Origin of the sequence: Caballeronia sp. LjRoot29, from assembly GCF_964252755.1 — a bacterium.
Taxonomy (GTDB): Bacteria; Pseudomonadota; Gammaproteobacteria; order Burkholderiales; family Burkholderiaceae; genus Caballeronia.
The window spans coordinates 1-23,890 of the sequence record NZ_CAXUPU020000054.1; the positions used below are offsets into that span (position 1 = coordinate 1).

General features: G+C 58.8%; 23 protein-coding genes and 1 pseudogene. 13 read left to right on the forward strand and 11 right to left on the reverse strand.

The genetic code is table 11. From position 1 onward, the window contains the following. Positions 1-119 precede the first annotated feature (119 nt). The 6 genes from ACSQ83_RS33800 to ACSQ83_RS33825 form a co-directional block, all read right to left on the reverse strand. Positions 120-590 carry an Lrp/AsnC family transcriptional regulator gene (locus ACSQ83_RS33800; protein ID WP_436231103.1) on the reverse strand — a complete coding sequence of 157 codons (471 nt, stop codon included), beginning with the start codon at positions 588-590 and terminating at the stop codon, positions 120-122. 2 nt (positions 591-592) lie between these two features. Continuing rightward, entirely contained in the window at positions 593-1,633 is a 1,041-nt protein-coding gene (gene doeB, locus ACSQ83_RS33805; RefSeq protein ID WP_436231104.1) for a N(2)-acetyl-L-2,4-diaminobutanoate deacetylase DoeB, read from the reverse strand. 2 nt (positions 1,634-1,635) lie between these two features. Next, the gene (doeA, locus tag ACSQ83_RS33810; protein ID WP_436231105.1) at positions 1,636-2,865 is read right to left on the reverse strand and encodes an ectoine hydrolase DoeA; all 1,230 of its coding nucleotides are present in this window, start codon (positions 2,863-2,865) and stop codon (positions 1,636-1,638) included. Positions 2,866-2,883: 18 nt separating this feature from the next. After that, positions 2,884-3,876, reverse strand: coding sequence for a cyclodeaminase (locus ACSQ83_RS33815; protein WP_436231106.1), 993 nt, complete (start codon positions 3,874-3,876; stop codon positions 2,884-2,886). Between the two features lies 1 nt (position 3,877). Continuing rightward, positions 3,878-4,852 (reverse strand): hydroxyectoine utilization dehydratase EutB, encoded by a 975-nt coding sequence (gene eutB, locus ACSQ83_RS33820; protein WP_436231107.1) that lies wholly within the window; start codon positions 4,850-4,852, stop codon positions 3,878-3,880. Positions 4,853-4,960: 108 nt separating this feature from the next. Continuing rightward, on the reverse strand, positions 4,961-6,358 hold the full coding sequence (locus ACSQ83_RS33825; protein WP_414949906.1) for a PLP-dependent aminotransferase family protein: 1,398 nt from the start codon (positions 6,356-6,358) through the stop codon (positions 4,961-4,963). 226 nt (positions 6,359-6,584) lie between these two features. On the opposite strand from ACSQ83_RS33825, the gene ehuB reads away from it, so the two are divergent. The 4 genes from ehuB to ehuA all read left to right on the forward strand — a co-directional run bounded on the left by ehuB (position 6,585) and on the right by ehuA (position 9,728). Further along, positions 6,585-7,442, forward strand: coding sequence for an ectoine/hydroxyectoine ABC transporter substrate-binding protein EhuB (gene ehuB, locus ACSQ83_RS33830; RefSeq protein WP_436231108.1), 858 nt, complete (start codon positions 6,585-6,587; stop codon positions 7,440-7,442). Between the two features lie 66 nt (positions 7,443-7,508). Next, positions 7,509-8,189, forward strand: a complete 681-nt coding sequence (gene ehuC, locus ACSQ83_RS33835; RefSeq protein WP_414949903.1) for an ectoine/hydroxyectoine ABC transporter permease subunit EhuC — start codon at positions 7,509-7,511, stop codon at positions 8,187-8,189. After that, positions 8,186-8,845: an ectoine/hydroxyectoine ABC transporter permease subunit EhuD gene (gene ehuD / locus ACSQ83_RS33840; protein WP_436231109.1), complete on the forward strand. Its 660-nt coding sequence runs from the start codon at positions 8,186-8,188 to the stop codon at positions 8,843-8,845. The genes ehuC and ehuD overlap by 4 nt, the downstream gene beginning before the upstream one ends. 58 nt (positions 8,846-8,903) lie before the next feature. Further along, positions 8,904-9,728 carry an ectoine/hydroxyectoine ABC transporter ATP-binding protein EhuA gene (gene ehuA / locus ACSQ83_RS33845; protein ID WP_414949899.1) on the forward strand — a complete coding sequence of 275 codons (825 nt, stop codon included), beginning with the start codon at positions 8,904-8,906 and terminating at the stop codon, positions 9,726-9,728. Positions 9,729-9,772: 44 nt separating this feature from the next. Here ehuA and ACSQ83_RS33850 read toward each other — a convergent pair whose 3' ends face one another. Beyond that, entirely contained in the window at positions 9,773-10,546 is a 774-nt protein-coding gene (locus ACSQ83_RS33850) for a YkgJ family cysteine cluster protein (RefSeq protein ID WP_436231110.1), read from the reverse strand. Between the two features lie 616 nt (positions 10,547-11,162). After that, positions 11,163-11,975, reverse strand: coding sequence for an alpha/beta hydrolase (locus ACSQ83_RS33855; RefSeq protein ID WP_436231111.1), 813 nt, complete (start codon positions 11,973-11,975; stop codon positions 11,163-11,165). Positions 11,976-12,177: 202 nt separating this feature from the next. Here ACSQ83_RS33855 and ACSQ83_RS33860 point away from each other — a divergent pair. The 6 genes and pseudogenes from ACSQ83_RS33860 to ald all read left to right on the forward strand — a co-directional run. Next, positions 12,178-12,597: pseudogene (locus ACSQ83_RS33860) on the forward strand (LysR family transcriptional regulator); the annotation flags it as partial. Between the two features lie 25 nt (positions 12,598-12,622). Then, complete coding sequence (locus ACSQ83_RS33865) at positions 12,623-12,796, forward strand: hypothetical protein (protein WP_436231112.1); 174 nt, start codon at positions 12,623-12,625, stop codon at positions 12,794-12,796. A gap of 329 nt (positions 12,797-13,125) precedes the next feature. Further along, a complete protein-coding gene (locus tag ACSQ83_RS33870; protein WP_436231113.1) occupies positions 13,126-14,241 on the forward strand; it encodes a porin in 1,116 nt (371 codons plus the stop codon). Between the two features lie 233 nt (positions 14,242-14,474). Then, complete coding sequence (locus tag ACSQ83_RS33875) at positions 14,475-15,275, forward strand: hypothetical protein (protein ID WP_436231114.1); 801 nt, start codon at positions 14,475-14,477, stop codon at positions 15,273-15,275. 419 nt (positions 15,276-15,694) lie between these two features. Then, entirely contained in the window at positions 15,695-17,038 is a 1,344-nt protein-coding gene (locus tag ACSQ83_RS33880; RefSeq protein WP_414949889.1) for an MFS transporter, read from the forward strand. Positions 17,039-17,206: 168 nt separating this feature from the next. Then, positions 17,207-18,322: an alanine dehydrogenase gene (gene ald / locus ACSQ83_RS33885; protein ID WP_436231115.1), complete on the forward strand. Its 1,116-nt coding sequence runs from the start codon at positions 17,207-17,209 to the stop codon at positions 18,320-18,322. 134 nt (positions 18,323-18,456) lie between these two features. Here ald and ACSQ83_RS33890 read toward each other — a convergent pair whose 3' ends face one another. Beyond that, complete coding sequence (locus tag ACSQ83_RS33890; protein ID WP_414949973.1) at positions 18,457-19,056, reverse strand: GNAT family N-acetyltransferase; 600 nt, start codon at positions 19,054-19,056, stop codon at positions 18,457-18,459. A gap of 137 nt (positions 19,057-19,193) precedes the next feature. Further along, positions 19,194-20,078 carry an alpha/beta hydrolase gene (locus ACSQ83_RS33895; RefSeq protein ID WP_436231116.1) on the reverse strand — a complete coding sequence of 295 codons (885 nt, stop codon included), beginning with the start codon at positions 20,076-20,078 and terminating at the stop codon, positions 19,194-19,196. A gap of 545 nt (positions 20,079-20,623) precedes the next feature. Here ACSQ83_RS33895 and ACSQ83_RS33900 point away from each other — a divergent pair. The 3 genes from ACSQ83_RS33900 to ACSQ83_RS33910 all read left to right on the forward strand — a co-directional run bounded on the left by ACSQ83_RS33900 (position 20,624) and on the right by ACSQ83_RS33910 (position 23,262). Beyond that, a complete protein-coding gene (locus ACSQ83_RS33900) occupies positions 20,624-21,718 on the forward strand; it encodes a glycosyltransferase family 4 protein (RefSeq protein ID WP_414949883.1) in 1,095 nt (364 codons plus the stop codon). A 35-nt stretch (positions 21,719-21,753) separates the two neighbouring features. Then, complete coding sequence (locus tag ACSQ83_RS33905) at positions 21,754-22,551, forward strand: polysaccharide deacetylase family protein (RefSeq protein WP_436231124.1); 798 nt, start codon at positions 21,754-21,756, stop codon at positions 22,549-22,551. 78 nt (positions 22,552-22,629) lie between these two features. Beyond that, positions 22,630-23,262: a histidine phosphatase family protein gene (locus tag ACSQ83_RS33910; RefSeq protein ID WP_436231117.1), complete on the forward strand. Its 633-nt coding sequence runs from the start codon at positions 22,630-22,632 to the stop codon at positions 23,260-23,262. Between the two features lie 40 nt (positions 23,263-23,302). On the opposite strand, the gene ACSQ83_RS33915 is transcribed toward ACSQ83_RS33910, so the two are convergent. Continuing rightward, positions 23,303-23,863 carry a DUF4337 domain-containing protein gene (locus ACSQ83_RS33915; RefSeq protein ID WP_436231118.1) on the reverse strand — a complete coding sequence of 187 codons (561 nt, stop codon included), beginning with the start codon at positions 23,861-23,863 and terminating at the stop codon, positions 23,303-23,305. Between the last annotated feature and the right edge of the window lie 27 nt (positions 23,864-23,890).

Below are 23,890 nucleotides of genomic sequence, written 5' to 3' on the forward strand. Positions count from 1 at the left end.
ACAGCCAACATAAAACCCGCGAAGACCTGGAAAGCAGCAACCCGGCAATGACGCAAAACCGCTACCTTCAAAACCGCCCGCATCAACCAGCCGCAAGCGAAAACAACCTTGTAAATCTTCTACTCCCAATCGGGAATACCATCCGCCATCCCCTTAACGACCTTAGTAACGATATAAGTGAAATACCGCTCAATCCCGACGTCATCCATCAGCAGAGAATCGATAAACCGCTGGTAGTGATCGATATCCCGCGATACCACATGCATCACATAGTCCACGCCGCCGCCTGTTGCGTAGCACTGAACAACTTCGGGCGCTGCCATCACACGCTCCTCGAAGCGCCGCATGTCATGCGCAGTGTGCTTCGCTAAAGTCACCTCCACCACAATCCGGCTAGCGCTAATAACGCCTACCCAATCGAGCTCCGCCCGATAACCTTTAATGACGCCGCTCTCCTCCAACTTCCGCACCCGTTCCCAAGCAGGCGAAATCGACAAATTCACCTCCTCGGCGAGCCGCGATTTCGTAATACGCCCATCGCGGGCCAAGATGCGCAAGATGGCGATGTCGTAGCGGTCGAGTTTGATCACGATCAGATGACCACTGGAATATGGCCTTCGATCACATCGGCGACGACTGCGACCGTATCGCCGATCTGCACTAGCCCTGGGAAATGCCGCGCCGCCAGCAAGCCGCTGCGCCGCGCCACATATTCAACCGCCGGCGCGCCGGTCCGCGTGGCGTCGTAGACGCGGGCCAGCACGTCGCCCGCCTCAACAAAGTCGCCTAAATGACGGCACATTTCGAGCAAGCCGCTGTGTTCGCTGGTGGTGTAGCAAGTGCCATCCGGCATGTCCAGCAGCGTCGTCGAGCGGTTGTTGCCGCGCTGGTCGTCGCGTGGCGAGATCCCTTCCCGGTCGATCACACCCGCATGTGCGAGAAAACCATACACACCGCGCTCGGCAATCGCCACACTTGCAGCCGTTGCAGTTCCCCCGCCGCCCAACTCAGTGGAAATGAACACCTTCCCTGCTTCTTCAACCGCGGTGTCGAACAGCCCAACGCTATCGAGTTCGAGCATGCGCATGGAGTAAGGCGCGCCGAACGCACGCATTGCGGCTTCGCAGCGCGCCTGTTGCTGGGCATCAGACAGGACATGAATGGCGGCAAACGGCAGGAAATCCAGCGTGCGGCCACCCGCGTGGATATCGAGTACATAGTCGGAGATGGGCAGCAAATGCCGCTGGAAATAATCCGCTATTTTTTCGGTGACCGTGCCATCCGCCTTGCCGGGAAAACTCCGGTTGAGGTTGCCGGAATCCACCGACGACGTGCGCGTGCCTGCCTTGAATGCCGGATAGTTCATGAAGGGCACGACAATCACGCGCCCGGTGACATCGCTTGCCTTGAGCGTTGAAGCAAGCTTGGACAGCGCGATGGGTCCTTCGTATTCGTCGCCATGATTGCCACCCGTCAGGAGCACGGTCGGACCTTCGCCGCGCTGAATCACGGTGATGGGAATCATGATGGCGCCCCACGCTGAATCATCGCGGGAATACGGCAGCTTGAGGAAACCGTGCTGCTCGCCCTCGGCTGCCAGATCCACCGTCGGCGTAATGGGTGACGCACGCATTGCTACTCCTTCACGAACAATTGACGAGGCGTGTTGCAGAACGTCTCAACACCGGTGCCGGTAATCAGGATGCTTTCCGTGATTTCCAGGCCCCAGTCGTCGAGCCACAGCCCCGGCATGAAGTGAAACGTCATGCCGGGTTCGAGGACCGTCTTGTCCCCCGGGCGCAGGCTCATCGTGCGCTCGCCCCAGTCGGGCGGATAGCTCGCACCGATCGGATACCCGCAGCGGCTGTCCTTCTCTATCCCGGATTTGCGCAGCACCGCAAAGAACGCGTTGGCAACGTCTTCGCAAAGGTTGCCGGGCTTCGCTGCTGCAAGTCCCGCTTCTATACCTTCAACGATGGCCTTTTCCGCATCGATAAAATGCTGCGGCGGACGCCCGAGATACACCGTGCGCGATTGCGGACAGTGATACCGCCTGAAGCAGCCGGCAATTTCAAAGAACGTTCCCGCGTCCGTAGCGAACTTGGAGTCGTCCCACGTCAGATGCGGCGCGGCTGCATCGGAGCCAGTCGGCAGCAACGGTACGATCGCGGGGTAATCGCCGCCAAATCCCTCCACGCCCGTGATGCCTGCCGAATAGATCTCCGCAACAAGATCGCTCTTGCGCATGCCGGGTTCAATCCGCTCGAGAATCCGTGCGTGCATCTTCTCGACAATCCGCGCCGCAACGCGCATGTACTCGATCTCGCGTGGCGACTTGACAGCACGCTGCCAGTTGACGAGCGCTGTGGCGTCTACCCAGTTTGCTTGCGGCAAATGATGCGTCAACGACGCGTACGCTGCCGCGCTGAAATAGTAGTTGTCTTTCTCAACACCTATCCGGCATTTATCCCAGCCTCGTGCGGCAATCACTTCACGCGACAGGTAATCCATAGGATGCCGAACGGGTGACTGAACATAGTGGTCGGGGTAACCCACTATCTGGTCGTGCTGCATGAAGACCGTGCGCTTGGCGCCGTTTGCGTCCTGTCCGCGACCAAACCATACCGGCTCCCCTTCCATTGGCAGGAGCACGCACTGGTGCACATAGAACGACCACCCGTCGTAGCCGGTGAGCCAGTTCATGTTGGTTGGATCGGAGACAATCAGCAAATCGATCTCCGCTTTTTGCATCGCTCGCCGCGTCTTCGCAATACGTGCGTCGAATTCGCTTTGTTCGAAATGCAGGCGTGCGGCGGGTGCCGCTGCGTGTACCGCTTGCTCTTGTGGTTGCGCTTGTTGCGTCATGAATGACATCGTCTCCTGTCAGAGCGTCACGTCGTTGTGAAAAAGGGTTCCCGTGTTCTGCGCACGTGCCCGTTGCAGCGCCAAGGCGGCGATCGCCGTGTCCTGTGCACCTGTTCCAGTGAGGTCGCAAATGGTGATGTCGTCGTCATGTGTGCGCCCTTGGCAAATGCCCGCAATCACATGTCCCAACTCGGCAAAACTGGCGTTCTCTGCCACCAAGCCGGCCTCTATAGCGTGATGAAGCTCGCCGAGAATGCGCGTTTGCTGAAGACGGTCGCAGATGTATCGCCCGGCCGCGAGAACCGCTGGCGCGAGTTCATTCTTGTGTTCGGCATCGGATCCCATTGCGGTGATATGCAAGCCCGGACGCAGGTCTTCAGCATGTATGAGAGGACTGCGGCTGGGTGTAGTCGTGATGGCGATATCGGCGAGTGCAAGCGCCTCATGCACGCTTGTGGCGACCTCGCAGCGAATGCCCTTCGTGCTCTTCGCCAAGCTCTGCGCGCGCTCCATGTCGCGTGCCCAGACAGTGACATGATCGATCTCGCGTACCAGTCGTAACGCCTCCAGCTGAAGGCGCGCTTGTTCGCCTGCCCCGATCACAGCAACACGCTTCGCATCCTTGCGTGCGAGCCAGCGCGCGGCGACCGCGCCTGCGGCCGCGGTGCGAACCGCGGTGAGATAACCGTTGTCGAGCAGTACAGCCTCCGTCAATCCGGTGCGTGCCGACAGCACCAGCATGAGGCCATTGAGACTCGGCAGACCGAGCGCGGGATTGTTGAAGAATCCGGGACTGACCTTGATGGCGAAACTATCGAAACGCGGTAACCACGCTGTCTTCACATCGACTTCGCCGGCATGCTCCGGAAGGTCGAGACGAAGGATCGGCGGCATGGCCACGGCTTCCGTCGCGAGTGAAAGGAACGCAGATTCAATCTGTTCGATCGCGGCGAGGTCGAGTGGCACCAGTGCACGCAATTGCGCTTCGCCGAGCAAGGTGATGGCGGACATGTCAAGCCTCCTGGATCAAGCGTCGATGCAGCCCGATATCGATATTCGCGCCGCTCACCACCAGCACGACTGGACCGTTCTTGAGCACCACACGGTCGATACGTCCATCAAGCAGCGCGGCAATGCCTACCGCCGCCGCCCCTTCGATCACAAGCCGTTCTTCTTGATACGCATGCACGATGCCCCGCCCAATGGACACTTCGTCCAGCAGCACGACGCTATCGGCAAGCTCTTGTGTGAGTGCAAAGGTATGTTCGTTATCCAGACCGATACCGCCGCCCAGCGAATCTGCGAGCGTCTCGACTTCGTCGACGAGCACCGGTCTTCCCGCCGCGAGACTCGCGTGCATGGCGGCGCCGCGTTCCATGGACACGCCGATCATCGCGACGTTGGCGTTGACGCGCTTGGCCGCAAACGCGACACCGCTAAACAAGCCGCCGCCTGATAACGGCACGACAATGCTCGCGGTATCGGGCAAGGCCTCCATGATCTCCAAGCCGATCGTGGCTTGCCCCGCAATCACATTGAGGTTGTCAAAAGGCGCAACGAATACGAAGCCTTCTTCGCCGGCAAGACGCAACGCCTCCGCCTGTGCTTCGTCCTGGCTCTTGCCCGCAATCACGACACGCGCGCCAAGTGCGGTGACGGCATCGACCTTGTTCTTGGGCACCAAGGCGGACATGCATACGGCCGCCTCCATGCCGAGCGCACGCGCGGCATATGCAATGGCTCGTCCATGATTTCCCGTCGATGCAGTGACCACTTTCCTGATGCCGCGCTCAGCGAGTTCGGCCAGTGCGTTAGTCGCTCCGCGCAGCTTGAAGCTGCCGGTCGGCTGCGTGGTTTCCAGCTTCAGATAGACGTCTGTGCCTGCAATCCGCGACAGCGATGCCGACGCGAGCAGCGGCGTGTGGGTCACACGTCCATCGATACGGCGACGCGCGCGATAGACATCGGCAAGCGAGAGAACAGGCATGAACGGGATCGCAAGATGAAGTAGATGCGATCGAGTCTAATGTCCTAAAAAGCGCTTTTTAATGTCCTAGTTCAATCGATGCAACGAGTGCCCGACGTTGATGCCCGGTTAATTGAAGTCGTGCACGTGCGGGTACTGCTCGAACACTTCGGCAATGGTTTCGAGCGCGGTTTTAAAGGTCGTGTCCGCCACTTCGGCGCCCACGCACAGGCGCACCGCGTTCGGCCTCTCGGCGCCACGCACGAGGAACGGATCGGGCGACGTCACCGCAATCTCGCGGTTGCGCAACTCGCGCGTGACGCGGTCCGCTTGCCAGTAATCGGGCACCTTCAACCACGCTGACAACGCTTGTGGATGACTCCCCAGCAGATAGCGGCCGAGCACCTCGCGCACCATGGCCTGCCTGGTCCCCAGACGCTCGCGTTGCACCTGAACCAGGTGTTGCGCGGTCCCGTCCAAGATCCAGCGCGTGGCGACTTCGGCCATGGGCGACGTCGCCATCCAGCTGCTCACGCGCAGCACGCTTTCAGCGCGCAGCGCAAGGCGTCGCGGCATGGTGAGATAACCTATTCGCAAGCCGGTCAGCACCGACTTCGTCATGCTCGTGCAGTAAAACGACAGCTCGGGAATCAGGCTGGCGATAGGCGTCTGCGTCTTCGCGGGCAGTGCGCCATAAACGTCGTCCTCAATCACGTACACGCCGTAACGCTCGGCAATGCGTGCGATTGCGCGACGCCGCGAATCCGGCATCAAGGCAACCGTGGGGTTGTTCAGCGTCGGGGTGCAGACGAGCGCGCTGACGCGCTCGCTGTCGCACATCTCTTCGAAATGCTCGGGACGTATGCCGTATTCATCTATCTCAAGGCCCTTGAGCGTAAAGCCCAGCACGTTCGCGGAGCCGATCACCCCGTGGTCGGTCAGGCTCTCGCACAGTACGGTGTCGCCGGGGCCGACGAACGATGCCAGCGCGAGGAAGATGCCATGGGCGGCGCCGTTGGTGACCAGCAGCGTCTCCGGATTCGCCGGCATGCCAAGCGTGGCGAGCCACGCGGCGCCTGCCTGCCGGTGATGCTCAAAACCCGCGATCGGCCGGAACGCGCGTATCCAGGGTTGATCCTCGACGGTGGCAAGCGTCGCGCACACTTTGCGCCACATGGCGTCGTGCTCCGGGGTATGGACGATTCGCGCGATAGAAAAGTCGATGACCTCACGCTCGGCGGTGTCGAGCATGTATTTCGACATGGTCTCGGTGACGCGGGCGGCAACAAAACTGCCTCGGCCCACCTCGCACCGAATCAGTCCTTGCCGCTCCAGTTCCTTATACGCGTTCGTCACGGTCTGCACGCTGATCTCCAGATCCGCCGCCACCTCGCGTTGCGGCGGCAGGCGTGCGCCTGACGCCAAAGCCGCGCTTTCGATGTCCGTCGCAATCGCTTTCACCAGACGTTTGTATTTCGACTCGACGCCATGCACCGTCCGCACCGCGTCACGCCAGCGCTCGTTCACGTTCGCCTCCACTTCATTTAGCAGCTCCCATAGTGGCGCAGAAGCAGCCGTAAAAATTATTGTCCTAGAGCAATTAGAACAAAAATATGGCTTTGTATGCTGCGTTCATGGCGATGTAGCGCAACCTCGAAACTGGAATAAAACCAAGGGTTTGCGCGCATTTTTCGCCAGCAGCGCCGCGCGGGCGGCGCAATCAACCACGCTACGGAAACGGAAACCGATCGACATGAAACTCAAACGAGTGTCTGGAATGCTGGGGGCGCTGTCCATTGTTGCGGCGGCGGGGTTGGTGGCCCATGCGGCCGCAGCGAACGCTGAAACGACCTTGCAGCGCATTCAACGCACTGGCGAAGTGCGCATTGGTTACGCGAATGAAACCCCCTTTGCCTACACCACGCCGGACGGCACCGTGACCGGCGAGTCGCCCGAGATTGCGAAGAAGGTGTTTGCCAAGCTGGGCGTCAAGAAAGTCGATGCAGTGCTCACCGAGTGGGGTTCGCTTATTCCCGGCCTGCGCGCAGGGCGCTTCGATGTGATTGCAGCCGGCATGTACATCACGCCTGAGCGCTGCAAGCAGGTCGCCTTTGCCAACCCTCAATACCAGATCCAGGACACCCTTCTGACGCTTAAGGGCAATCCGAAGAGCCTGAAAAGTTACGCGGACGTGGGTAAAAATCCTGATTCGAAACTGGCTGTGATGGCGGGATCGGTTGAGCTCGGCTATGCGCGCGACTCCGGCGTCAAGGACGGGCAATTGCTGCAGGTACCCGATACCACCGCACAGTTGCAGGCCGTGCGAGCAGGCCGTGCCGATGCTGCCGCCGGCACCGCGCTGACGATGAAGGGACTTGCCTCCAAGGCGGGTCCAACGGTCGAAGCCATTCCGAAGTTCACCGACGATCCCAAGCACACGGGTTATGGCGCCCTTGCCTTCCGCCCTGACGATACCGATCTGCGTGACGCCGTCAACCAGCAACTTAAGGTTTGGCTCGGCACGCCGGATCATCTGAAGACGGTCGCCCCGTTCGGCTTCGATAAAAGCAACCTGACGGACAAGACGGCCGCGGTACTCTGCGCCGGGTGACCGTCTTTGTTTGACGAGCCGGCGCCTGCCGGCTTGCATCGCCTCAAGTCTTAAACGAGGGACGCCATGGGCGACTTGCATGAACTCTTGCCGCTGCTGATGAAGGGCACGCTCGTCACGGTCGAGATCGCGGTATCCGGTATCGTGCTGGCCATCGTGATGGCCAGCACGGCGGCCGTTCTGCGCTCATCGACATGGCGCGTATTGCGCTGGACCGCCAACGTATACGTTGAAGTATTTCGCGGAACGTCGTTACTGGTACAGCTATTCTGGTTTTTCTTCGTGCTGCCCTTGCCGCCGTTCAACCTGGAACTGACTCCGTTCACCGTCGCCATTGTCGGACTGGGATTGCACTACGGCGCCTACGGCTCCGAGATCCTGCGCGGGGCATTGCGTTCAGTGCCGGGTGGGCAATACGAAGCGGCGCTTGCGTTGAACATGCCCGCGTCGACCAGGATGCGCCGCATTGTCTTGCCCCAAGCCATGATCAACGCACTGCCGCCGGCCACGAACCTGATGATCGAATTATTGAAAGGGACCTCGCTGGTTTCGCTGATCACGCTTTCCGACCTCACCTTCCGCGCGCGTCAGCTCGACGAGGCGACCTTCAAGACGGCTGAGATTTTTGCGTTGACGCTAGTGATCTATTTCGTCATGGCGCAGATCGTGGTCGCCATCATGCGTCATTTCGAACGCCGCGTCAGTCATGGCATTAGTGTTAAATCCATGCAGAGGATGGCGAAATGAATTCCTTTTTCGACGTCAAATACGCGGTGCATATTCTGCCCGACCTGCTGCGCGCGTCCATGTACACCATCGGCATTACGCTGGTGGGCTTCGCGATCGCCCTCGTACTTGGATTGATGCTCGCCATCTTGCGACGCAGCTCCATTGCGCCGGTCGCACGGGTGACGGGATTTTTTGTCGAGTTCATTCGCAGCACACCCTTGCTGATCCAGGTCTATGTGCTGTTCTATGTGGCGCCGCTCTACGGTCTCACCATGTCGGCGCTGACTGCGGGCACCATCGGCATTGCGGTCCACTACGCGTGTTACGTGTCCGAGGTTTATCGCGCGGGATTGAACGGCGTGGCGCGCGGGCAATGGGAAGCGGCCTGCGCATTGTCGTTGTCGCCGTGGCGCACGTATAGCGGCGTCATTCTTCCCCAAGCAATCCGCCCAGTCATTCCGGCGCTTGGGAATTATCTCGTCGCCATGTTCAAGGACACGCCTGTGCTGTCGGCCATCACGGTGGTCGAACTGATGCAACAAGCGAAGAATATTGGCTCGGAAACGTTTCGCTATCTCGAACCGATCACCATGACCGGCCTGTTCTTTTTATTGATCAGCGTGACGTTCGCCTCGGGCGTGCGACACCTTGAACGTCGCGTGAGATTGCCATGATGCAGGTTCTATTCGAACGACCTGCAGGGGCATGCTGATGGAACTCCAGGAGAAGCAGATGAAACGGGATCTCGACCCCGCACTCGGCACAGACGCCGTCACGCCCAACGTCCAGCCGATGGTGCGCTTTGCCGGCGTCACGAAACGATACGGCTCGCTCACCGTGCTTGATGCACTCGATCTGGAGGTCGGGCGCAATGAGAAGGTCGCGATCATCGGACCGAGCGGGTCGGGCAAATCCACCTTGCTGCGCGTGCTGATGACGCTCGATCCGCTAACCGATGGCCTGATCGAAGTGGAAGGCGAACCGCTCACGCACATGCGCCGTAATGGCGCGCTAGTGCCAGCCTCCGAGCGGCATGTCCGCGAAGTGCGCCGCAAGATTGGCATGGTGTTCCAGAGCTTTAACCTGTTCCCGCATATGACGGCGCTGCAAAATACGATTGAGGCGCCGCTAAGGGTGCTTGGCATGTCGAAGCGCGATGCAAACGAACGAGGCCGCGAGTTGTTGTCCATGGTCGGGCTCGACGATAAGTGCGATCACTATCCGTCGCAGCTATCGGGCGGGCAGCAGCAGCGCGTGGCCATTGCGCGGGCGTTGGCAATGAGGCCGAAGGTGATGCTATTCGACGAAGTGACCTCGGCGCTCGATCCCGAGTTATGCGGCGAAGTGCTGAACGTGATTCGGAAGCTGGGGCACGAGCACGATCTTACGATGCTGATGGTGACCCACCAGATGGGATTCGCAAAGGAATTCGCGGACCGCGTGTGTTTCTTCTCGCAAGGAAAGATCATTGAGCAGGCGCCACCGCAGCAGTTTTTTGGAGCGCCGCAACATGAGCGCACGCAACAGTTCCTGCGTGCTGTGCGGGAAGCGACCTGACATGCTCCGGCCATCGTGACCGATGGGCCCGGGCATTCCGAAGTTCACGCCGTGGCGGGAAAGAACCCGAGGTAATCGAATGCGGGTGCATCGGCTTTGACGTAATGAACACCCGTTGCTCCTATGGACACAAGCGTATCCACGGTTTCACGACGGTTCGATACAACTTTCCACTGCGGAAAATCCTCATCTGCAGCGCAGCTTTCGCGAGCACGTTTCAACGCGGCTATGGCGAGGTCGACAGGCGGCGAATAGACCACCAGCCCTTCGTTACCCAGCGCTGCCGCGTCAATGTCCAGATCGGCGCATGCGCGTGCTTTGGCCGGGGCGTCGCTGACATCGGCGGCACGCGACTTGGCAATCAACGCGAACGTCTCGGGATCGACCACGCGTTGTGCACGCATCAGTAGCGGCTTGTCCGAGGTCCACGCTTCCGGCGGACATTCTTTCTGCTCGGGCTTCAACTCGATGAACGGATTGATCTCCGCCGGATAAATCCGGCAGACAGTCGGGCGTTCCTCATACACGCCGCAACTCAAGTTCGATTGCAGGTGCGGACACGCACCCTCGAACGATGCTGCCAGCACCACCACTATCCGCACGGGCAACTCGCCGCTAGCCGCGGCGAACGACCGGCGGCGTTTATGCTGCGCTTGCAGGTTGTCGGCGGGCGGCTCATCTGGCCATGGCACGGCCTCGCAAAGAAACTGGACCTCGCCGCCGCGCTCAAGCCATAAGATCGCTTCGTCAATGCTCAAAGGCAGCTTGAGGTCATGGCAGCATTTGCCGCACATGGTGCATTCAAAATTGATATCCATCTAGTGACGCTTCTCCTCGAAAGGCATCTGTAATTGGCGGGGGCGCTGGCGCAGTGCCGGATGATAAAAGCGGGACCTGTATGCCTATTCGGCGATTTCAGGGAACGGGTTACATGTCCAGGGGTTTTTTGCGCTGATTTTCGACGCTTGCTTTCTGTGCTTACTTTCAGCAACCATTCACCGAGTGATCGTTCGCGCGCCTTTGTCCATTAATGCTGGCCTCTTACGTGAAGCGAGACTCTATCCGGGCAGATTCTATTCTCTTTGGCGACGCAAGAAATACAAAGGCGGCCGACTGGAGATTCCCGGGCGCCCTGCTGTGATATCGGACTCTAAGCTTAAGCGCTCGCATCGGCGAAGGCATAGCCTGGTCCTAGCATCGGTTAGCGCTGTGCGACGCTCGACTCCGGCACACCTGCTGCTGCAGAATCGCCCCACCCACCCGAACAAATCGACTTCATAAGACGCCGCGGCCTGTGCGCGCCATAACGTCTGCGACGGAATATTGATCCCATCAGGCCGAAGCTGCGACGCCGGGCAATCCGCTCGTCCGTCGCCTGGACATTTTTTGCTCCGATTAAATCGCTAGGAATTTTTTATGAATCGCTGTGATCGTTTAGCGTCTGAGTGCCTTCGAATGCAGCCGTTTCTGGAAGAAAATCACGACATCGGCTAGCGCCGCCGGATGTGTTCCCAGCTCATGGTGCGAAGCGTTGCAATGGCGCGCGACTTCGGTAGGCACGCCGGCAGCAATCAATTCGCTCGCGTATTTTTCTGCTTCAACGTGCAGCAGATCGTGCTCCGCACTGGCGATCAATGCCGGCGGCAAACCGGCCAACCGGCGTGACTCAATCGGGCCGCGTACGGATGGAGCCATTGCGATGCATTGGGCAAATACGCTCGATAACGTTGCGCACTCGCGCGCGCCAAGATCCGGAGCGACAATCTCGTCCGCCTTGGCCATGCGCGTCATGCTGGGATCGAGTAAAGGCGCAAGCAGCGCCTGCGCGGAAAAAGCGAACTGGCCGCGATCCCGTGCGACCGCGGCAAGACAGGTCGCGAGATTGCCGCCGGCATCGTGACCGGCCACGCCCATGCGCCTCGCATCCGCGCCTTGCGCGCGGGCATTGGCTACCGCCCATTGGGTCGCGCGGTAGCCATCTTCGAGCGCGGCGGGAAATGGAAATTGGGGAGACAGCGAGTAACCCACCGACACCACCCACGCCTGCGTGCGACGGGCGATTGTCGCTGCCGCAATCTCTGCGTCGTCGGGCGAGCCACGTACAAAACCACCGCCGTGGAAATAAATGACGATCGGTAAAAGCGCGCCTTTAGATGCCGGCAAATAGCTTCGTACCTTGATGAGTTGCGCGTGTCCCGTGATCGATACATCTTCGATGCCAAGCGTCCGATCGCTCGTCGATTGCATGTTCCATGTGACGCGTTATGCGTCATTCCGCCAAAGTTACGATGCATCCCATTGTGGGCTTCAGCGCAATTCTGATAAATGGTTATAATCCAGAAGACAATTCGCTCGCTTTGAACAATCGCGATAGAACGCAGCGAGGTACCCATTTCTGCTTGAACAACGGGCTGCCGCGTGCGCCGCTAAGCGTTGAAAGTGAGGCACCATGGACCGGCTACAGGCAATGCAGGTCTTCACGAAAATCGTGGAGATGCACAGTTTTTCCCGCGCCGCGGATGCGCTGAACCTGCCGCACGCGTCCACCACCACGATCATCAAGAACCTGGAGGCACACCTGCGTGTGCGCCTCCTGCAGCGCACGACAAGACGGTTGAACCTGACTCCGGAAGGAGCGCAATATTACGAACGCTGTCTGCGCATCCTGGCTGAAATCGATGAAACTGAGGACTCCCTCTCAAATACTGGAAAGGGTCCGCGAGGCAAGCTTCGCATCGACATGCCGGGGTCTATCGGCAGGTTGATCGTGATGCCAAGGCTGATCGAGTTTCGCGAGCGCTACCCTGACATTGACTTGATGGTCGGCTTCGGAGACAAGCCCGTGGACCTCGTGCAGGACGGCGTGGAATCGCCACCTGGCACCCAAGGTGCGCATGTTTGTTGACTGGATTGCGCTGGTCTTCAAAAAATGTCCGTTGATGTCCGATAACAAGGACATTCAAGGCCGCTGCCTGATCGCCGGAGCCGACTACGAGGCAGCTTTATACGGCACCGGCACAGCCCGCGCGCCTGCCACACCCGCGACCCCTGCACAAGCCTACGCGTGATTCCCTTTAGCCCGCGTGCACCGCAGTCATCATCGTCGAGTGATCAGGCGTGTCGCTCCAAAACGCGAGATTGTTCGCGTATCAACAATTAACTATTCGTTCCAAACATATTTATCTAATGCCGATGTTTGATTAAGTTGGTATCCGTTTTCATCCGTGGGGGAAAATCCTCCCCCTGCCTCCACGGCCAGCCCCGGATTTGCCCAAAAGGTCCGGGGCTTTTTTACCCGTGGTTAGCGCAGAAAAACGCAAATACATGACGTATGGCTGCGTAATAAAATACGCCGAATAAACCGGTGACGCAGTTGAAATGAACTATTGGAGGGGACATGAAGAAGCTCACAGCCGTTGCGCTGGCATCGGTGTTGGCTACGGGCGCGGGAGTCGCGCGCGCTCAAAGCAGTGTGACCTTGTATGGGCGTATAGACGCCGGCCTCGAGTACATGACCGACGTACCGACGGGACAAAATCCCGTGACCGGCGCGGCGACCGGAAGCAGTCATCGCTTCAAGGCCGAAAGTGGAGACTGGGGGACGAGTCTCTGGGGCTTCAAGGGTGTGGAGGATCTTGGCGGCGGCACCAAAGCCGTATTCCACCTGGAAGGCGCATTCAGCACCATGACGGGTCAAGGCCCTTCGAACGGCGGCTTGTTCGACCGGTATGCCACAGTGGGAATTGCTGACGATCACTTCGGTACGGTGCTTCTTGGCAAGGAGCTTTTCCTCTCGAACGGTGTCTGGGACTTCGACCCGTTTGGGCAAAGCAACTGGTCATCGGCGTCGCTCGTTCGCGGCCGTAACTGGAATCACACGAGCAATAACATTTCGTACCAGTCGCCTACCATTGCCGGCTTTGACATTAGCGGACAATACGCGTTATCCAACGCGACCAACTGGAATGGCAACGGCACGACCGCGCAAGGCCGCGCCGACGCTATCCAGATCACCTACACGCAACCCGTTTTCCAGATCCGTGCGATCTACGATGAATGGCGCGATGCCGCTAATGGAACGCTGGACGACGCTTTCAATTTCTCTCGCGAATACTTTGGCGGCGTCAATGTGTTCTTAGGGAAATTCAAGCTGCAGGCGGTTTATCAGCAGTCGCATTCAACCTCCGGCGCTTTGTCGGGCGGCATCACGACCACTAGCCAGGAATGGGGCGGCGTGACGTGGCAAGCTACGCCAGCGGCCGCGCTCATTGCCGCGGTGTATCACATCAACGCAAACAACGGCGGCGGCAATGCGACCCTCTACACAATCGGCGGCACGTACAACCTGACGAAGCGTACCCTGCTCGATTTCCAGATTGCGACCGCCCGCAACAGCGCCAATGCGAACTTCGGCTTGAACGCTAATTCCTTCGGCGATACAACCGCTACCGACAATCCGCTTCCCGGTCACAGCCAGTCGGGCGCATACGCGGGGATTCAGCATCTTTTCTAGGCAATCCGCCTAAGCAATGCGTGCACCGATACTTGCCGGTTGCACGCATTGCCTTAAGCGACACGTCTTTGCTTGCGGCGTTTATCGTGGTACCAGGCTGAGCAAACAGAAGCAGTCATGGGTGAGCGCAATGCGCTCTTAAACAGGCATCGCCTAAATTCTGGTTAAGCCCATTTCGGCTAAGCGCATTAGGAAGTCGTGTACGATCCGGTTTTAAATCTGCCTGACTTACCATGCTCGCGCTGAAGCTGACGCTGGTCCCGTTCTTTCTGCTGGTCGTTTCCATGTCGGGCAAATGGTGGGGTCCCACTATCGCAGGCTGGCTTGCAGGACTGCCCTTTGTTGCCGGCCCTATCCTGTTCCTGCTAGTCCTCGCTCACGGACCAGTTTTCGGAGCGCATGCGGCTACCCTGTCGTTGTCCGCCATCCTCGCTTCCGAAGCATTTAACTTCGCTTATGCATGGACCTGCCGATCCCGGTCCTGGCCTCTTGCCCTGACAACTGGACTCGCAAGCTGGCTCGTCGCAGCCATTGTCCTCGCTTCAATGCCGGCATCGCCCGCATGGGCTATCGCGGCCGCGCTGATTGCCGTCGCGTTCGGACAGACGTTTCTCCCTCGTAGCAACGCCATTGCCCGAGTTGCACCGCTTGGCCGCAACGACCTCATTGGACGCATGATTGCGGGCGCTGCGCTAACGGTCCTGGTCACTACGCTATCGTCTGCGCTCGGGCCCAACTGGAGCGGACTTCTGGCGGTGTTCCCGCTGTTGGGGATCGTGCTTTCTGTCTCGTCTCATCGGGCGCATGGCCCTGACTTTGTAGTATCGCTTTTGCGAGGCATGGTACTCGGCCGGTTCTCCTTCGTCGCGTTCTGTCTCGGCCTTATCTTCGCACTCCCCAGACAAGCGGCCTCCCTGGCATTCGTCGAAGCCGCCATCCTCGCAATGGGCGTGCAATGGACCACCAAACGCCTCGCACACGCACAACGCGCCCGCACGGGCGAGGTGCTGCCCGTGCCCGCGCCGCGAGAGTGAGCAACCAGGTTATTACGCATGGCAGCGGGCTTAGATCTGCCCCAATCCGCCATCGACTGCAATCTCGCCGCCGGTCAGGTACGACGCAGCAATCGGCCGGCTACCGCATGTGATATCTGGATAAACCCTTAGCGCTACACCCTGAAGATGAGATGACGAATGTCCTAGAACAACGCATCGATCTTGACGAACGCTTAGGGCGAATTCCAGGCTATTCATGAAGTCAAAATCTACAGAAAGCGGAGTCCAGCAAGTCTCTGTCTTGAATGAGATGCGAGTATGCAAGCGTCCTCGCGCGTCTCATGGAAAACCCCGGCACATTCATCGTCCTAGGACATCGAATTGGGATCACACTGAGCGGTATCTTGAATCAGCAGTGGCGCCTGCGTTGCCGCTGCCCATGATTCAGGAGGAAGACAATGAGCTACGCACAGCCAACGATCAATCAACCAGCTCGACAGACCCCATCCAGTCTTCTGCGACGGGCAATTGCGGCGTCAGCATTAGGCAATGCCACCGAATGGTTCGACTATGGCATCTACGCTTACGGCTTGACCTATATCTCGGCCGCCCTGTTTCCCGGCAGCACCGCCGAAGCCACCTTGTTCGCGCTGGCGACCTTCGCCATATCGTTTCTCGTGCGTCCGCTAGGCGGCCTGTTCTGGGGACCGCTTGGCGACCGGCTAGGGCGAAAATACGTGCTTGCCCTGACGATCATCATGATGTCGGTCGCCACGCTTCTTGTAGGGCTGCTACCCACCTACGCCAGCATCGGCTTATGGGCACCTGCGTTGCTGATCGTATTGCGCCTGGTGCAAGGATTCTCGACCGGTGGCGAGTACGGCGGAGCAGCGACCTTCATGGCCGAATACGCGCCGGACAAGAAACGTGGCTTCTGCGGCAGTTTCCTCGAATTCGCCACGCTGGCGGGCTTCTCGCTTGGTGCGCTGTTAATGCTCGGTTGCTCGTTTGTGCTAGGCAACGAAGCGATGCATGCCTGGGGATGGCGCCTGCCCTTTCTGATTGCTGCGCCGCTCGGCATGATCGGGTTTTATCTGCGCGCCAAAATGGAGGACACACCCGTCTTCCTCGAACTCGAACAGTCAGCACAAAAAAAGCAGCACGCAAGGGTATCCCTGAAAGAACTGCTGACCGAGTTCTGGAAGCCCCTGTTATTGCTGGGCGGCCTGGTCGTGGCATTGAACGTCGTCAATTACGTGCTGCTTGCCTACATGCCGACCTTCATGCAAAAACAGTTAGGCATGAGCGAAAACATGTCGTTGCTCGTACCGCTGGTCGGCATGCTGGCGATGATGGTATTCCTGCCCTTCGCGGGCACGTTCTCCGACCGGGTCGGCCGCAAGAACGTCTGGTGGTTCTCCTTGATCGGGCTCTTTATCGCCGCGGTGCCCATGTTCATTCTGATGACGCATGGCACGATTGGCGCACTGATCGGTTTCGCCGTATTAGGTCTGCTCTATGTTCCTCAATTAGCGAGCATCTCGGCCATGTTTCCGGCAATGTTCCCTACTCAGGTCCGCTACGCAGGCATGGCGATCGCCTATAACGTGTCGACCTCCATCTTCGGCGGCACCGCGCCCATGGTCAACGAATGGCTCATCGGGCGTACAGGCAACAACCTCATTCCGGCTTACTACATGATGGCTTCATGTTTGATTGGTGCCCTTGCGTTGGTCTTCGTCACAGAGACCACCGGCTGTTCGCTGCGCGGGCGAGGTATTCCCGGTAAGGTGCAAACGTGATCCTGGACAGGGCATTGTCAATGCGCGGCGGTGACTGTTCTGGCTTGTAGAGTATTACCCCTTGGCGGCTGCGGATCGCCTTGTTTCCGCGTGCAAGGGTTTGCTTGAGCGTTCATGGCCGCGGGCGCCGGTATTTGGTATTCGGTCTTCTCAGGAGGAAAGTCCATCATGCGTATCGGTCTGCCTAAAGAAATCAAGAACCACGAATATCGGGTCGGGCTGACGCCCGCAGGCGTTCGCGAGCTGGTGTCTCACGGACACGAAGTTGTCGTCCAGACAGCGGCGGGTGCGGAGATAGGGTTATCGGATGATGCGTACCGGGCTGCGGGCGCGGCTGTCGTCGACACGGCGCAAGAAGTGTTCGCGACTGCGGAGATGATCATCAAGGTGAAAGAGCCCCAACCCGTCGAATGCGCGATGCTGCGTGCAGGGCAAATTCTTTACACGTACCTGCATCTTGCGCCTGACCCGGAACAGACACGAGCGTTGATCGAGTCCAAAGCCGTCTGCATTGCTTACGAAACCATCACGGGTCAAGGCGGCGGTTTGCCCTTGCTCGCTCCCATGAGTGAAGTCGCGGGCCGCATGTCGATCCAGGCCGGCGCGGCGCATCTGGAGAAATCCAAGGGAGGAATGGCGTTGCTGCTCGGCGGTGTTCCCGGCGTAGCGCCCGCACATGTGGTGATCATTGGTGCCGGCGTGGTCGGGACCAACGCGTTGCAGATTGCAGTGGGCATGGGCGCCCGCGTGACAATCATCGATAAGAACCTCGAGCGCCTGCGCGCACTGGATGTGATCTACGGCAACCGCGTCACCACGCTATGCTCGAACGCGCAGACGATCGAGGATTCAACGCATGCCGCCGACCTCCTGATCGGCGGCGTGCTTATCCCCGGTGCGGCCGCGCCGAAGCTCGTGACCCGCGACATGATTGCGCACATGAAGCCGGGCGCCGTGGTTGTCGATGTCGCGATCGATCAGGGCGGCTGCTTCGAGACGTCCCGGCCCACGACGCATACCGATCCAACTTTCGTCGTGGATAACGTCGTGCATTACTGCGTGGCCAACATGCCGGGCGCGGTTGCGCGAACCTCGACGTTCGCGCTCACGAACGCAACGATCGGCCACGCACTGGCGATCGCGGACAAAGGATGGCGGCGCGCGTTGTCGAACGATCCACATTTGCGGGCCGGCTTGAACGTATGCGAGGGACACGTCACTTACAAGGCCGTTGCACGCGCACTCGGTTATACGTACGTGCCGGCGGAAAGCCTGCTTACGTGAGTCTCGGGGCGTTATCGGAACCATAAAAGCCGATGCCTCGCGCTCAACCGCGAGGCATTGGATTTTTCCTGACGGACCATACAGTCCCGCAGGGGATTCCCCCGCCGTACAAGCCGGCGTGTTTCGATCCGGCGTTATCTCGAACGCATCTTCTGCTGCAATAGCGCCTTCACCTCCGGCCATTCCGAATCGATGATGCTAAACCGCACCGAGTTACGCTTGCGGCCGTCGGGCATGATCCGTTCATGCCGGACAATACCTTCCTGCTTCGCACCAATACGCAGGATTGCCGCCCGGGATTTTTCGTTCAGCTCGTCGGTCGTGAATTGGACGCGCACGGCCTTCATGACTTCAAACGCGTGGGTCAAAAGTAGGTACTTCGCTTCAGTATTGACGCCCGACCGCTGCGCCGACGCACTCAGCCAGGAGTGCCCGATTTCGAGCTTTCTATTCACGCGATCGATCTTCCAGAACCGGGTGCTGCCCACCGCCTGCCCAGTCTCTCGCTTGACGATCACGAACGGCATCACGGTTTCGGCCTGCCGACCGGCAAGCGCGGTGGCGATATATTGTCCGGCCGTCTCGGGACCGGGAACGACCGTGACCTTCATGGTCCACAATTCGCCATCTGATGCGGCGTCGACCAGCGCCTCCTGATCCGACGACTGCAGAGGACGAAGTTCGATAGTGGGACCGGTCAGCGTAGGCTGCATATCGTGCGAAGCGTCAGGGATCATGGTCAGCGACTTAAGCTTGAGGGTCTCAATCATAAGTCAAACGCCGAAGATCGATTCCGGTTTGGCGCAGTCCCGAATCCTTTCTTTGGGCAAGGCCGACTCCTCAGGTCCCCAATTGCTAAAACCCCTTGGAATCAAGGCCGGTTTTGCGTTTTCTGCATCCAGTCAACAATGCCGTCGACTACCTTTTCTTCATTTCCGTAGTAGCCGTGCGGAGTCAGGGAGCCACAATCATCCTGGGTACGTTGCGTGCCACCGCTAACGGTCAGGACCGTTGTTGGAGCATGGCGGATCGATTGCGCGATTGACTGCGCCATGGAAGGCGGCGCGACCTTGCATTTGTCATCGGCGTTTGCAACGACTAGCGCAGGTGCGCGGACATCGTCAGGATGTGCATCGAAAACGGTTTCATGAGAGCCACCAAAAATGGACACGGACTCGGTCAAGATCAGGCCGGCAAGCTGCGTTCTGCCGGCATGCGATGCGGCGTTCATGGCGGCAATGGAACCTTGGCTAGTACCAAGCACCCAAACAGGGACATTAGCCTGCCTATGTGCAAACTCAATGATCTTTTTCGTTACCTCTGCGTACTCGGCGCTGCTGCGCTGCCCTCGCATGGACTGATGATCCAGAGCATCGACCAGCACGATGCCATAACCGCGGTCATGCCAGAGATCGTCCGAGCGCACGACGAAATTTTTCGCATTCTTGACGCGCCCACTCTTTTCAATGTCGACCTCGCCGGTGCCTCCAGGAAACATCACGATGATGCCTTTTGGTTCGTGTCCTGCAGCCGTGTACAACACGCGCTGGAAACCTCCGCCTTGCAAGGGCAGGTCCTGCACTATGCCCTCGGCGTCCGACGAGACATCCATGACCTGGGCACTGTCTATTGAGGAATGATGCGGGCCAAGCTGGCGTCCAGAAGCGTGAGCGACGGAAACGCAGAATAAGGCCGCAAGTGAGATGCTTAATAGAAAGTGACGCAAAAGAAAGTGACGCGGCCCAAGTTGAAACATTCAACGCTCCTGTCGGACTAAGCAGCCCAATTAAAATTTTCCGGTGTGCTCATTTGATCCATTCCACCGGAAAAGCGCACAGGGTACAAAGCGTTGATTGGAATGTAAAATATATTCTTTATGCTGCTGCCATACTAAATACGTATGCGTTATTGAATCAGTTTTTGCGATCGACCACCGCGGTCCAGATCTGATCGCTCGACTTGGTCCACCTCCGCGACGCTTGCTCGACCACTTCCACTATTCCTTCGTTTAACCCTTCCTGCTAGCGGCACTTCATTCAGAGTCCGAACGAATATCGATCTGCTCCATCTCGCACGTCCAACTTTCGTTCAGCCGGGACGGCGTTAAATTGACTGCCCCACCCTTCGCAAACGTTTGCATGCTTGCCCGACGATAACCCCCGATGCGCCAAGCCCGACAAGGCTTTGCGACCTCAACAACAAGCCCGGGATTATTTTAGATGCGAGCACTTTTTTACGAATTATTACGATATATTACGACCGCAACAGAATGTCTACGTACTGCCTGGGAGCAGCGAACAGATGAAAGCATTGCGAATACTTCATAGCGAGTCGTCAAGGGGTTGGGGCGGCCAAGAGCATCGCACGCTCAAGGAAATGATCGTGTTGCGCGCCCGGGGCCATGCTGTTGAAGTCGTCTGTCCCGTCGATGCCCGCCTCGGCGTGCGCGCGAAGGAAGAAGGTTTCGCCGTCCATCACGCGAGGATGAAAGGCGGCGCGGACGTCTCGTCCATGTTGACCATCAAGGCCCTGCTGACACGACGCAAGTTCGACGTTCTCAACACGCATAGCGGCCACGACAGCATTGTCGCGGGCACGGCGGGACGGCTTGCCCGCACGCCGCTCGTGGTCCGCACGCGCCATCTCGCCTTGCCCATCAGTTCACTTGCCACCTACACGTGGATTCCGCATCGCGTGATTGCAGTGAGCCGCCATGTTCGTGAATACCTGATTTCAGTGGGTGTATCGAAGAGCCGCGTTGAAACCATCTACGACGGTATCGTCAAGCCGCCCGCCCTTTCGCATTCCACGTTACGCGGTGAACTCGGGCTTGGCGCGGACGCGATCATCGCGGGCATGGTTGCCATCGTGCGCGACAAGAAAGGCCATGAGGATCTGATCGATGCTGTCCGACCCATGCTTGCGGAACGTCCGAACCTGCACGTCGTGATGGCCGGCGACGGGCCGTGGTTCGACAAGATCAAGAATGTTGTCGACGGTTTCGCGATTAGCGATCGTATTCATCTACTGGGCTTTCGCACGGACATTCCGAATGTGCTGCAGGGCTGCGATTTTTTCGTACTGCCAACGCATCAGGAAGCGTTAGGGCAGTCGTATATTGAGGCCATGGCGGCGGGGTTGCCGGTCATCGGCACCGACGTCGACGGCGTGCCGGAACTCATCAGCCACGGCATTAACGGGCTGCTCGTGCCGCCGCATGACATTGAAGCGCTGCGTGCGGCTATTGCCCGCCTGATCGATAACCCGAGGCTGCGCGCGCAACTCGGCGTGGCGGGGCGCCTTCTGACCGATGCGAGCTTTACGGTCGACGGCATGGCCGACGAAACTATCGACTTCTATGAACGCGGCATCAGCGAACGGCGGCTTAACGCGTGAGAGGGCAAGGGAAAGCACAAGCGGTGCCCGTATTGATGTATCACCACATCAGTACGTCGCCGGGAATGATCACAGTTGCGCCCGATCGCTTTGCGGATCAAATGGCCTACCTCGCGAAAGCGGGCTATAAAACCGTGGGGGCCGGTCAGTTGAGTGCGTATCTGGCGGGCGCATCGTTGCCGGAAAAGTCGGTTGTCCTGACCTTCGATGACGGTTACCTCGACAACTGGGTGCACGCTCATCCTGTGCTGCTCCAGCATGGTTTTACCGCCTTGTGTTTCCTGGTCACTAGTTGGCCCGGCGACGGCGCGCCACGCGCTCACGCGCAATCGGGCAGCGAACTTCCTGAGTTGCTGGGTCATCGTGAAGGCGACCTGGCTATCGAGAAGGGCGAAGCCGATCGCGCCATCCTGCGATGGTCCGAGATTGATGCCATGCGTCGCGCGGGAACATTCGAATTTCATAGCCATACGCACACCCACGTGCGCTGGGATAAAGTCGCGCGCAACCGTGAAGAGAAATGTGCGGGGTTGAGGCACGACCTCCTCGCTGCGCGTGCGGCGCTCGAGATGCGCACGGGCGAAGCGTCTGATCACCTGTGCTGGCCTCAAGGCTTCTACGACGACGACTACCGGCAAGTTGCGCGCGAAACCGGCTTTAGGCACTTCTACACGTGCGAGATGGGTCCCAACATTCGCGGGGTTAAAGAAGCCGACGAACGATCGATTTATCGGCTGGAGGTGCGTGACCGGCCAGCGTCGTGGCTTGCTTCAAGGTTGTGGGTGCATAGCCGCCCGGCCTTGAGCCGCGCTTATCTTGCACTAAAGCGATGACGGCTGATCCGTCGCATCTCTAGCTGCCGCGCCGGGAATTGCTAGAATCGCGGCTCACACGCAAAGTGGCCGCCGCTCATGAAAAATTACCGATGCCCGCCGTCAGGCGTTTTATCGCTGGTACTTGCCATCACGGTGCTTGGGTCAATACCGGTTCGCGCCGCTAGCGACCCGGTTGAAACGATCATCATGGTTCGGCACGGAGAGAAACCCGCCGACGGCCTGGGTCAGCTAAGCTGCCAGGGCTTGAATCGCGCGCTTGCGTTGCCTCGGGTCATCGAAAGCAAATATGGCAAACCAGACTTGATTTTTGCGCCCGATCCGGCCAAGCAAAAGAACGATAGCGGCACTAAGTACGACTATGTCCGCCCGCTAGCGACAATCGAGCCGACCGCGATCTATTTTGGCCTGCCCGTGAATGCATCAATCGGATTTTCCCGGACCGACGACCTGCACGCGATCCTGCTGGCGCCTCAATACAAAAGCAGCCTGATCGTAGTCGCTTGGGAGCATAAGATTATTGAAGCGCTTGCCCGCAAGATGGTCAGCGACGCAGGCGGCGACGCGGCAAGCGTGCCTCATTGGGCTAGCGCGGATTACGACAGCATTTACGTGCTGCGTATTACACGAACCGATGACAAGATCAACGCAGCCTTTAGCGTTGAGCACGAAGGGTTGAACCATCGGTCAGTGACGTGTCCGGGTGCCTAGCAAACGCCCGCTAGCAATGCGGGAATGCGGGAATGCGGGCTCAGATATTAAAGAACCCAAATATCGACACCGCGATCCCGGCTACGCCCGCCAGACCCGCGAGAACAAACAGCTTGCGGCTGCCTGTGAGTGATGTAATGGCTGCTAGCGAAATAGCCACGTTGATCAACGCGAGCGCCTGACCAAACATATGTTGCGGATGCTCCTTGCGCTCGGATTGCAGGTTGGCTTCTTCCACCTGCTTTTCCATGTCGTGCGCCTTGGTCTGGATCTCTTTCTTTCGAAGCTCGTATTTAGCGATCTGGTCGCGGTAGTACGCCTGCTTCTCCGGACCGGACAATTCAGCGGCAAGCTCCATCAGATGTCCCTTGCTGGATTGCGCCTGATACAGATTCCATTCGTCGCTGGTCTTGCTTTGCAGCAATACAGCGTCGTTCTTGAAGAGCAGCGACTGCGTTTGCAAGACCCCTTCCTCGTAGTGCAAGAGACCGGAAAGCGCCGCGAGGATGGCGGTGAAGACGGCAACCCAACGGGATAGCGGATCACCTGAATGCGCAGCACGCTCAACCGCATGTTCGTGAAGGGTACTTTCATTCGACATGGATCGGGTTTCCGACTTAAGACTGGT

What these genes read in the sequence shown, in the direction of transcription:
- doeB (WP_436231104.1), bottom strand. Translation starts at nt 1,633, where the DNA reads ATGCGTGCGTCACCCATTACGCCGACGGTGGATCTGGCAGCCGAGGGC.
- doeA (WP_436231105.1), bottom strand. Translation starts at nt 2,865, where the DNA reads ATGACGCAACAAGCGCAACCACAAGAGCAAGCGGTACACGCAGCGGCA.
- ACSQ83_RS33815 (WP_436231106.1), bottom strand. Translation starts at nt 3,876, where the DNA reads ATGTCCGCCATCACCTTGCTCGGCGAAGCGCAATTGCGTGCACTGGTG.
- eutB (WP_436231107.1), bottom strand. Translation starts at nt 4,852, where the DNA reads ATGCCTGTTCTCTCGCTTGCCGATGTCTATCGCGCGCGTCGCCGTATC.
- ehuB (WP_436231108.1), top strand. Translation starts at nt 6,585, where the DNA reads ATGAAACTCAAACGAGTGTCTGGAATGCTGGGGGCGCTGTCCATTGTT.
- ehuC (WP_414949903.1), top strand. Translation starts at nt 7,509, where the DNA reads ATGGGCGACTTGCATGAACTCTTGCCGCTGCTGATGAAGGGCACGCTC.
- ehuD (WP_436231109.1), top strand. Translation starts at nt 8,186, where the DNA reads ATGAATTCCTTTTTCGACGTCAAATACGCGGTGCATATTCTGCCCGAC.
- ehuA (WP_414949899.1), top strand. Translation starts at nt 8,904, where the DNA reads ATGAAACGGGATCTCGACCCCGCACTCGGCACAGACGCCGTCACGCCC.
- ACSQ83_RS33850 (WP_436231110.1), bottom strand. Translation starts at nt 10,546, where the DNA reads ATGGATATCAATTTTGAATGCACCATGTGCGGCAAATGCTGCCATGAC.
- ACSQ83_RS33855 (WP_436231111.1), bottom strand. Translation starts at nt 11,975, where the DNA reads ATGCAATCGACGAGCGATCGGACGCTTGGCATCGAAGATGTATCGATC.
- ACSQ83_RS33865 (WP_436231112.1), top strand. Translation starts at nt 12,623, where the DNA reads ATGTTTGTTGACTGGATTGCGCTGGTCTTCAAAAAATGTCCGTTGATG.
- ACSQ83_RS33870 (WP_436231113.1), top strand. Translation starts at nt 13,126, where the DNA reads ATGAAGAAGCTCACAGCCGTTGCGCTGGCATCGGTGTTGGCTACGGGC.
- ACSQ83_RS33875 (WP_436231114.1), top strand. Translation starts at nt 14,475, where the DNA reads ATGCTCGCGCTGAAGCTGACGCTGGTCCCGTTCTTTCTGCTGGTCGTT.
- ACSQ83_RS33880 (WP_414949889.1), top strand. Translation starts at nt 15,695, where the DNA reads ATGAGCTACGCACAGCCAACGATCAATCAACCAGCTCGACAGACCCCA.
- ald (WP_436231115.1), top strand. Translation starts at nt 17,207, where the DNA reads ATGCGTATCGGTCTGCCTAAAGAAATCAAGAACCACGAATATCGGGTC.
- ACSQ83_RS33895 (WP_436231116.1), bottom strand. Translation starts at nt 20,078, where the DNA reads ATGTTTCAACTTGGGCCGCGTCACTTTCTTTTGCGTCACTTTCTATTA.
- ACSQ83_RS33900 (WP_414949883.1), top strand. Translation starts at nt 20,624, where the DNA reads ATGAAAGCATTGCGAATACTTCATAGCGAGTCGTCAAGGGGTTGGGGC.
- ACSQ83_RS33905 (WP_436231124.1), top strand. Translation starts at nt 21,754, where the DNA reads ATGTATCACCACATCAGTACGTCGCCGGGAATGATCACAGTTGCGCCC.
- ACSQ83_RS33910 (WP_436231117.1), top strand. Translation starts at nt 22,630, where the DNA reads ATGAAAAATTACCGATGCCCGCCGTCAGGCGTTTTATCGCTGGTACTT.
- ACSQ83_RS33915 (WP_436231118.1), bottom strand. Translation starts at nt 23,863, where the DNA reads ATGTCGAATGAAAGTACCCTTCACGAACATGCGGTTGAGCGTGCTGCG.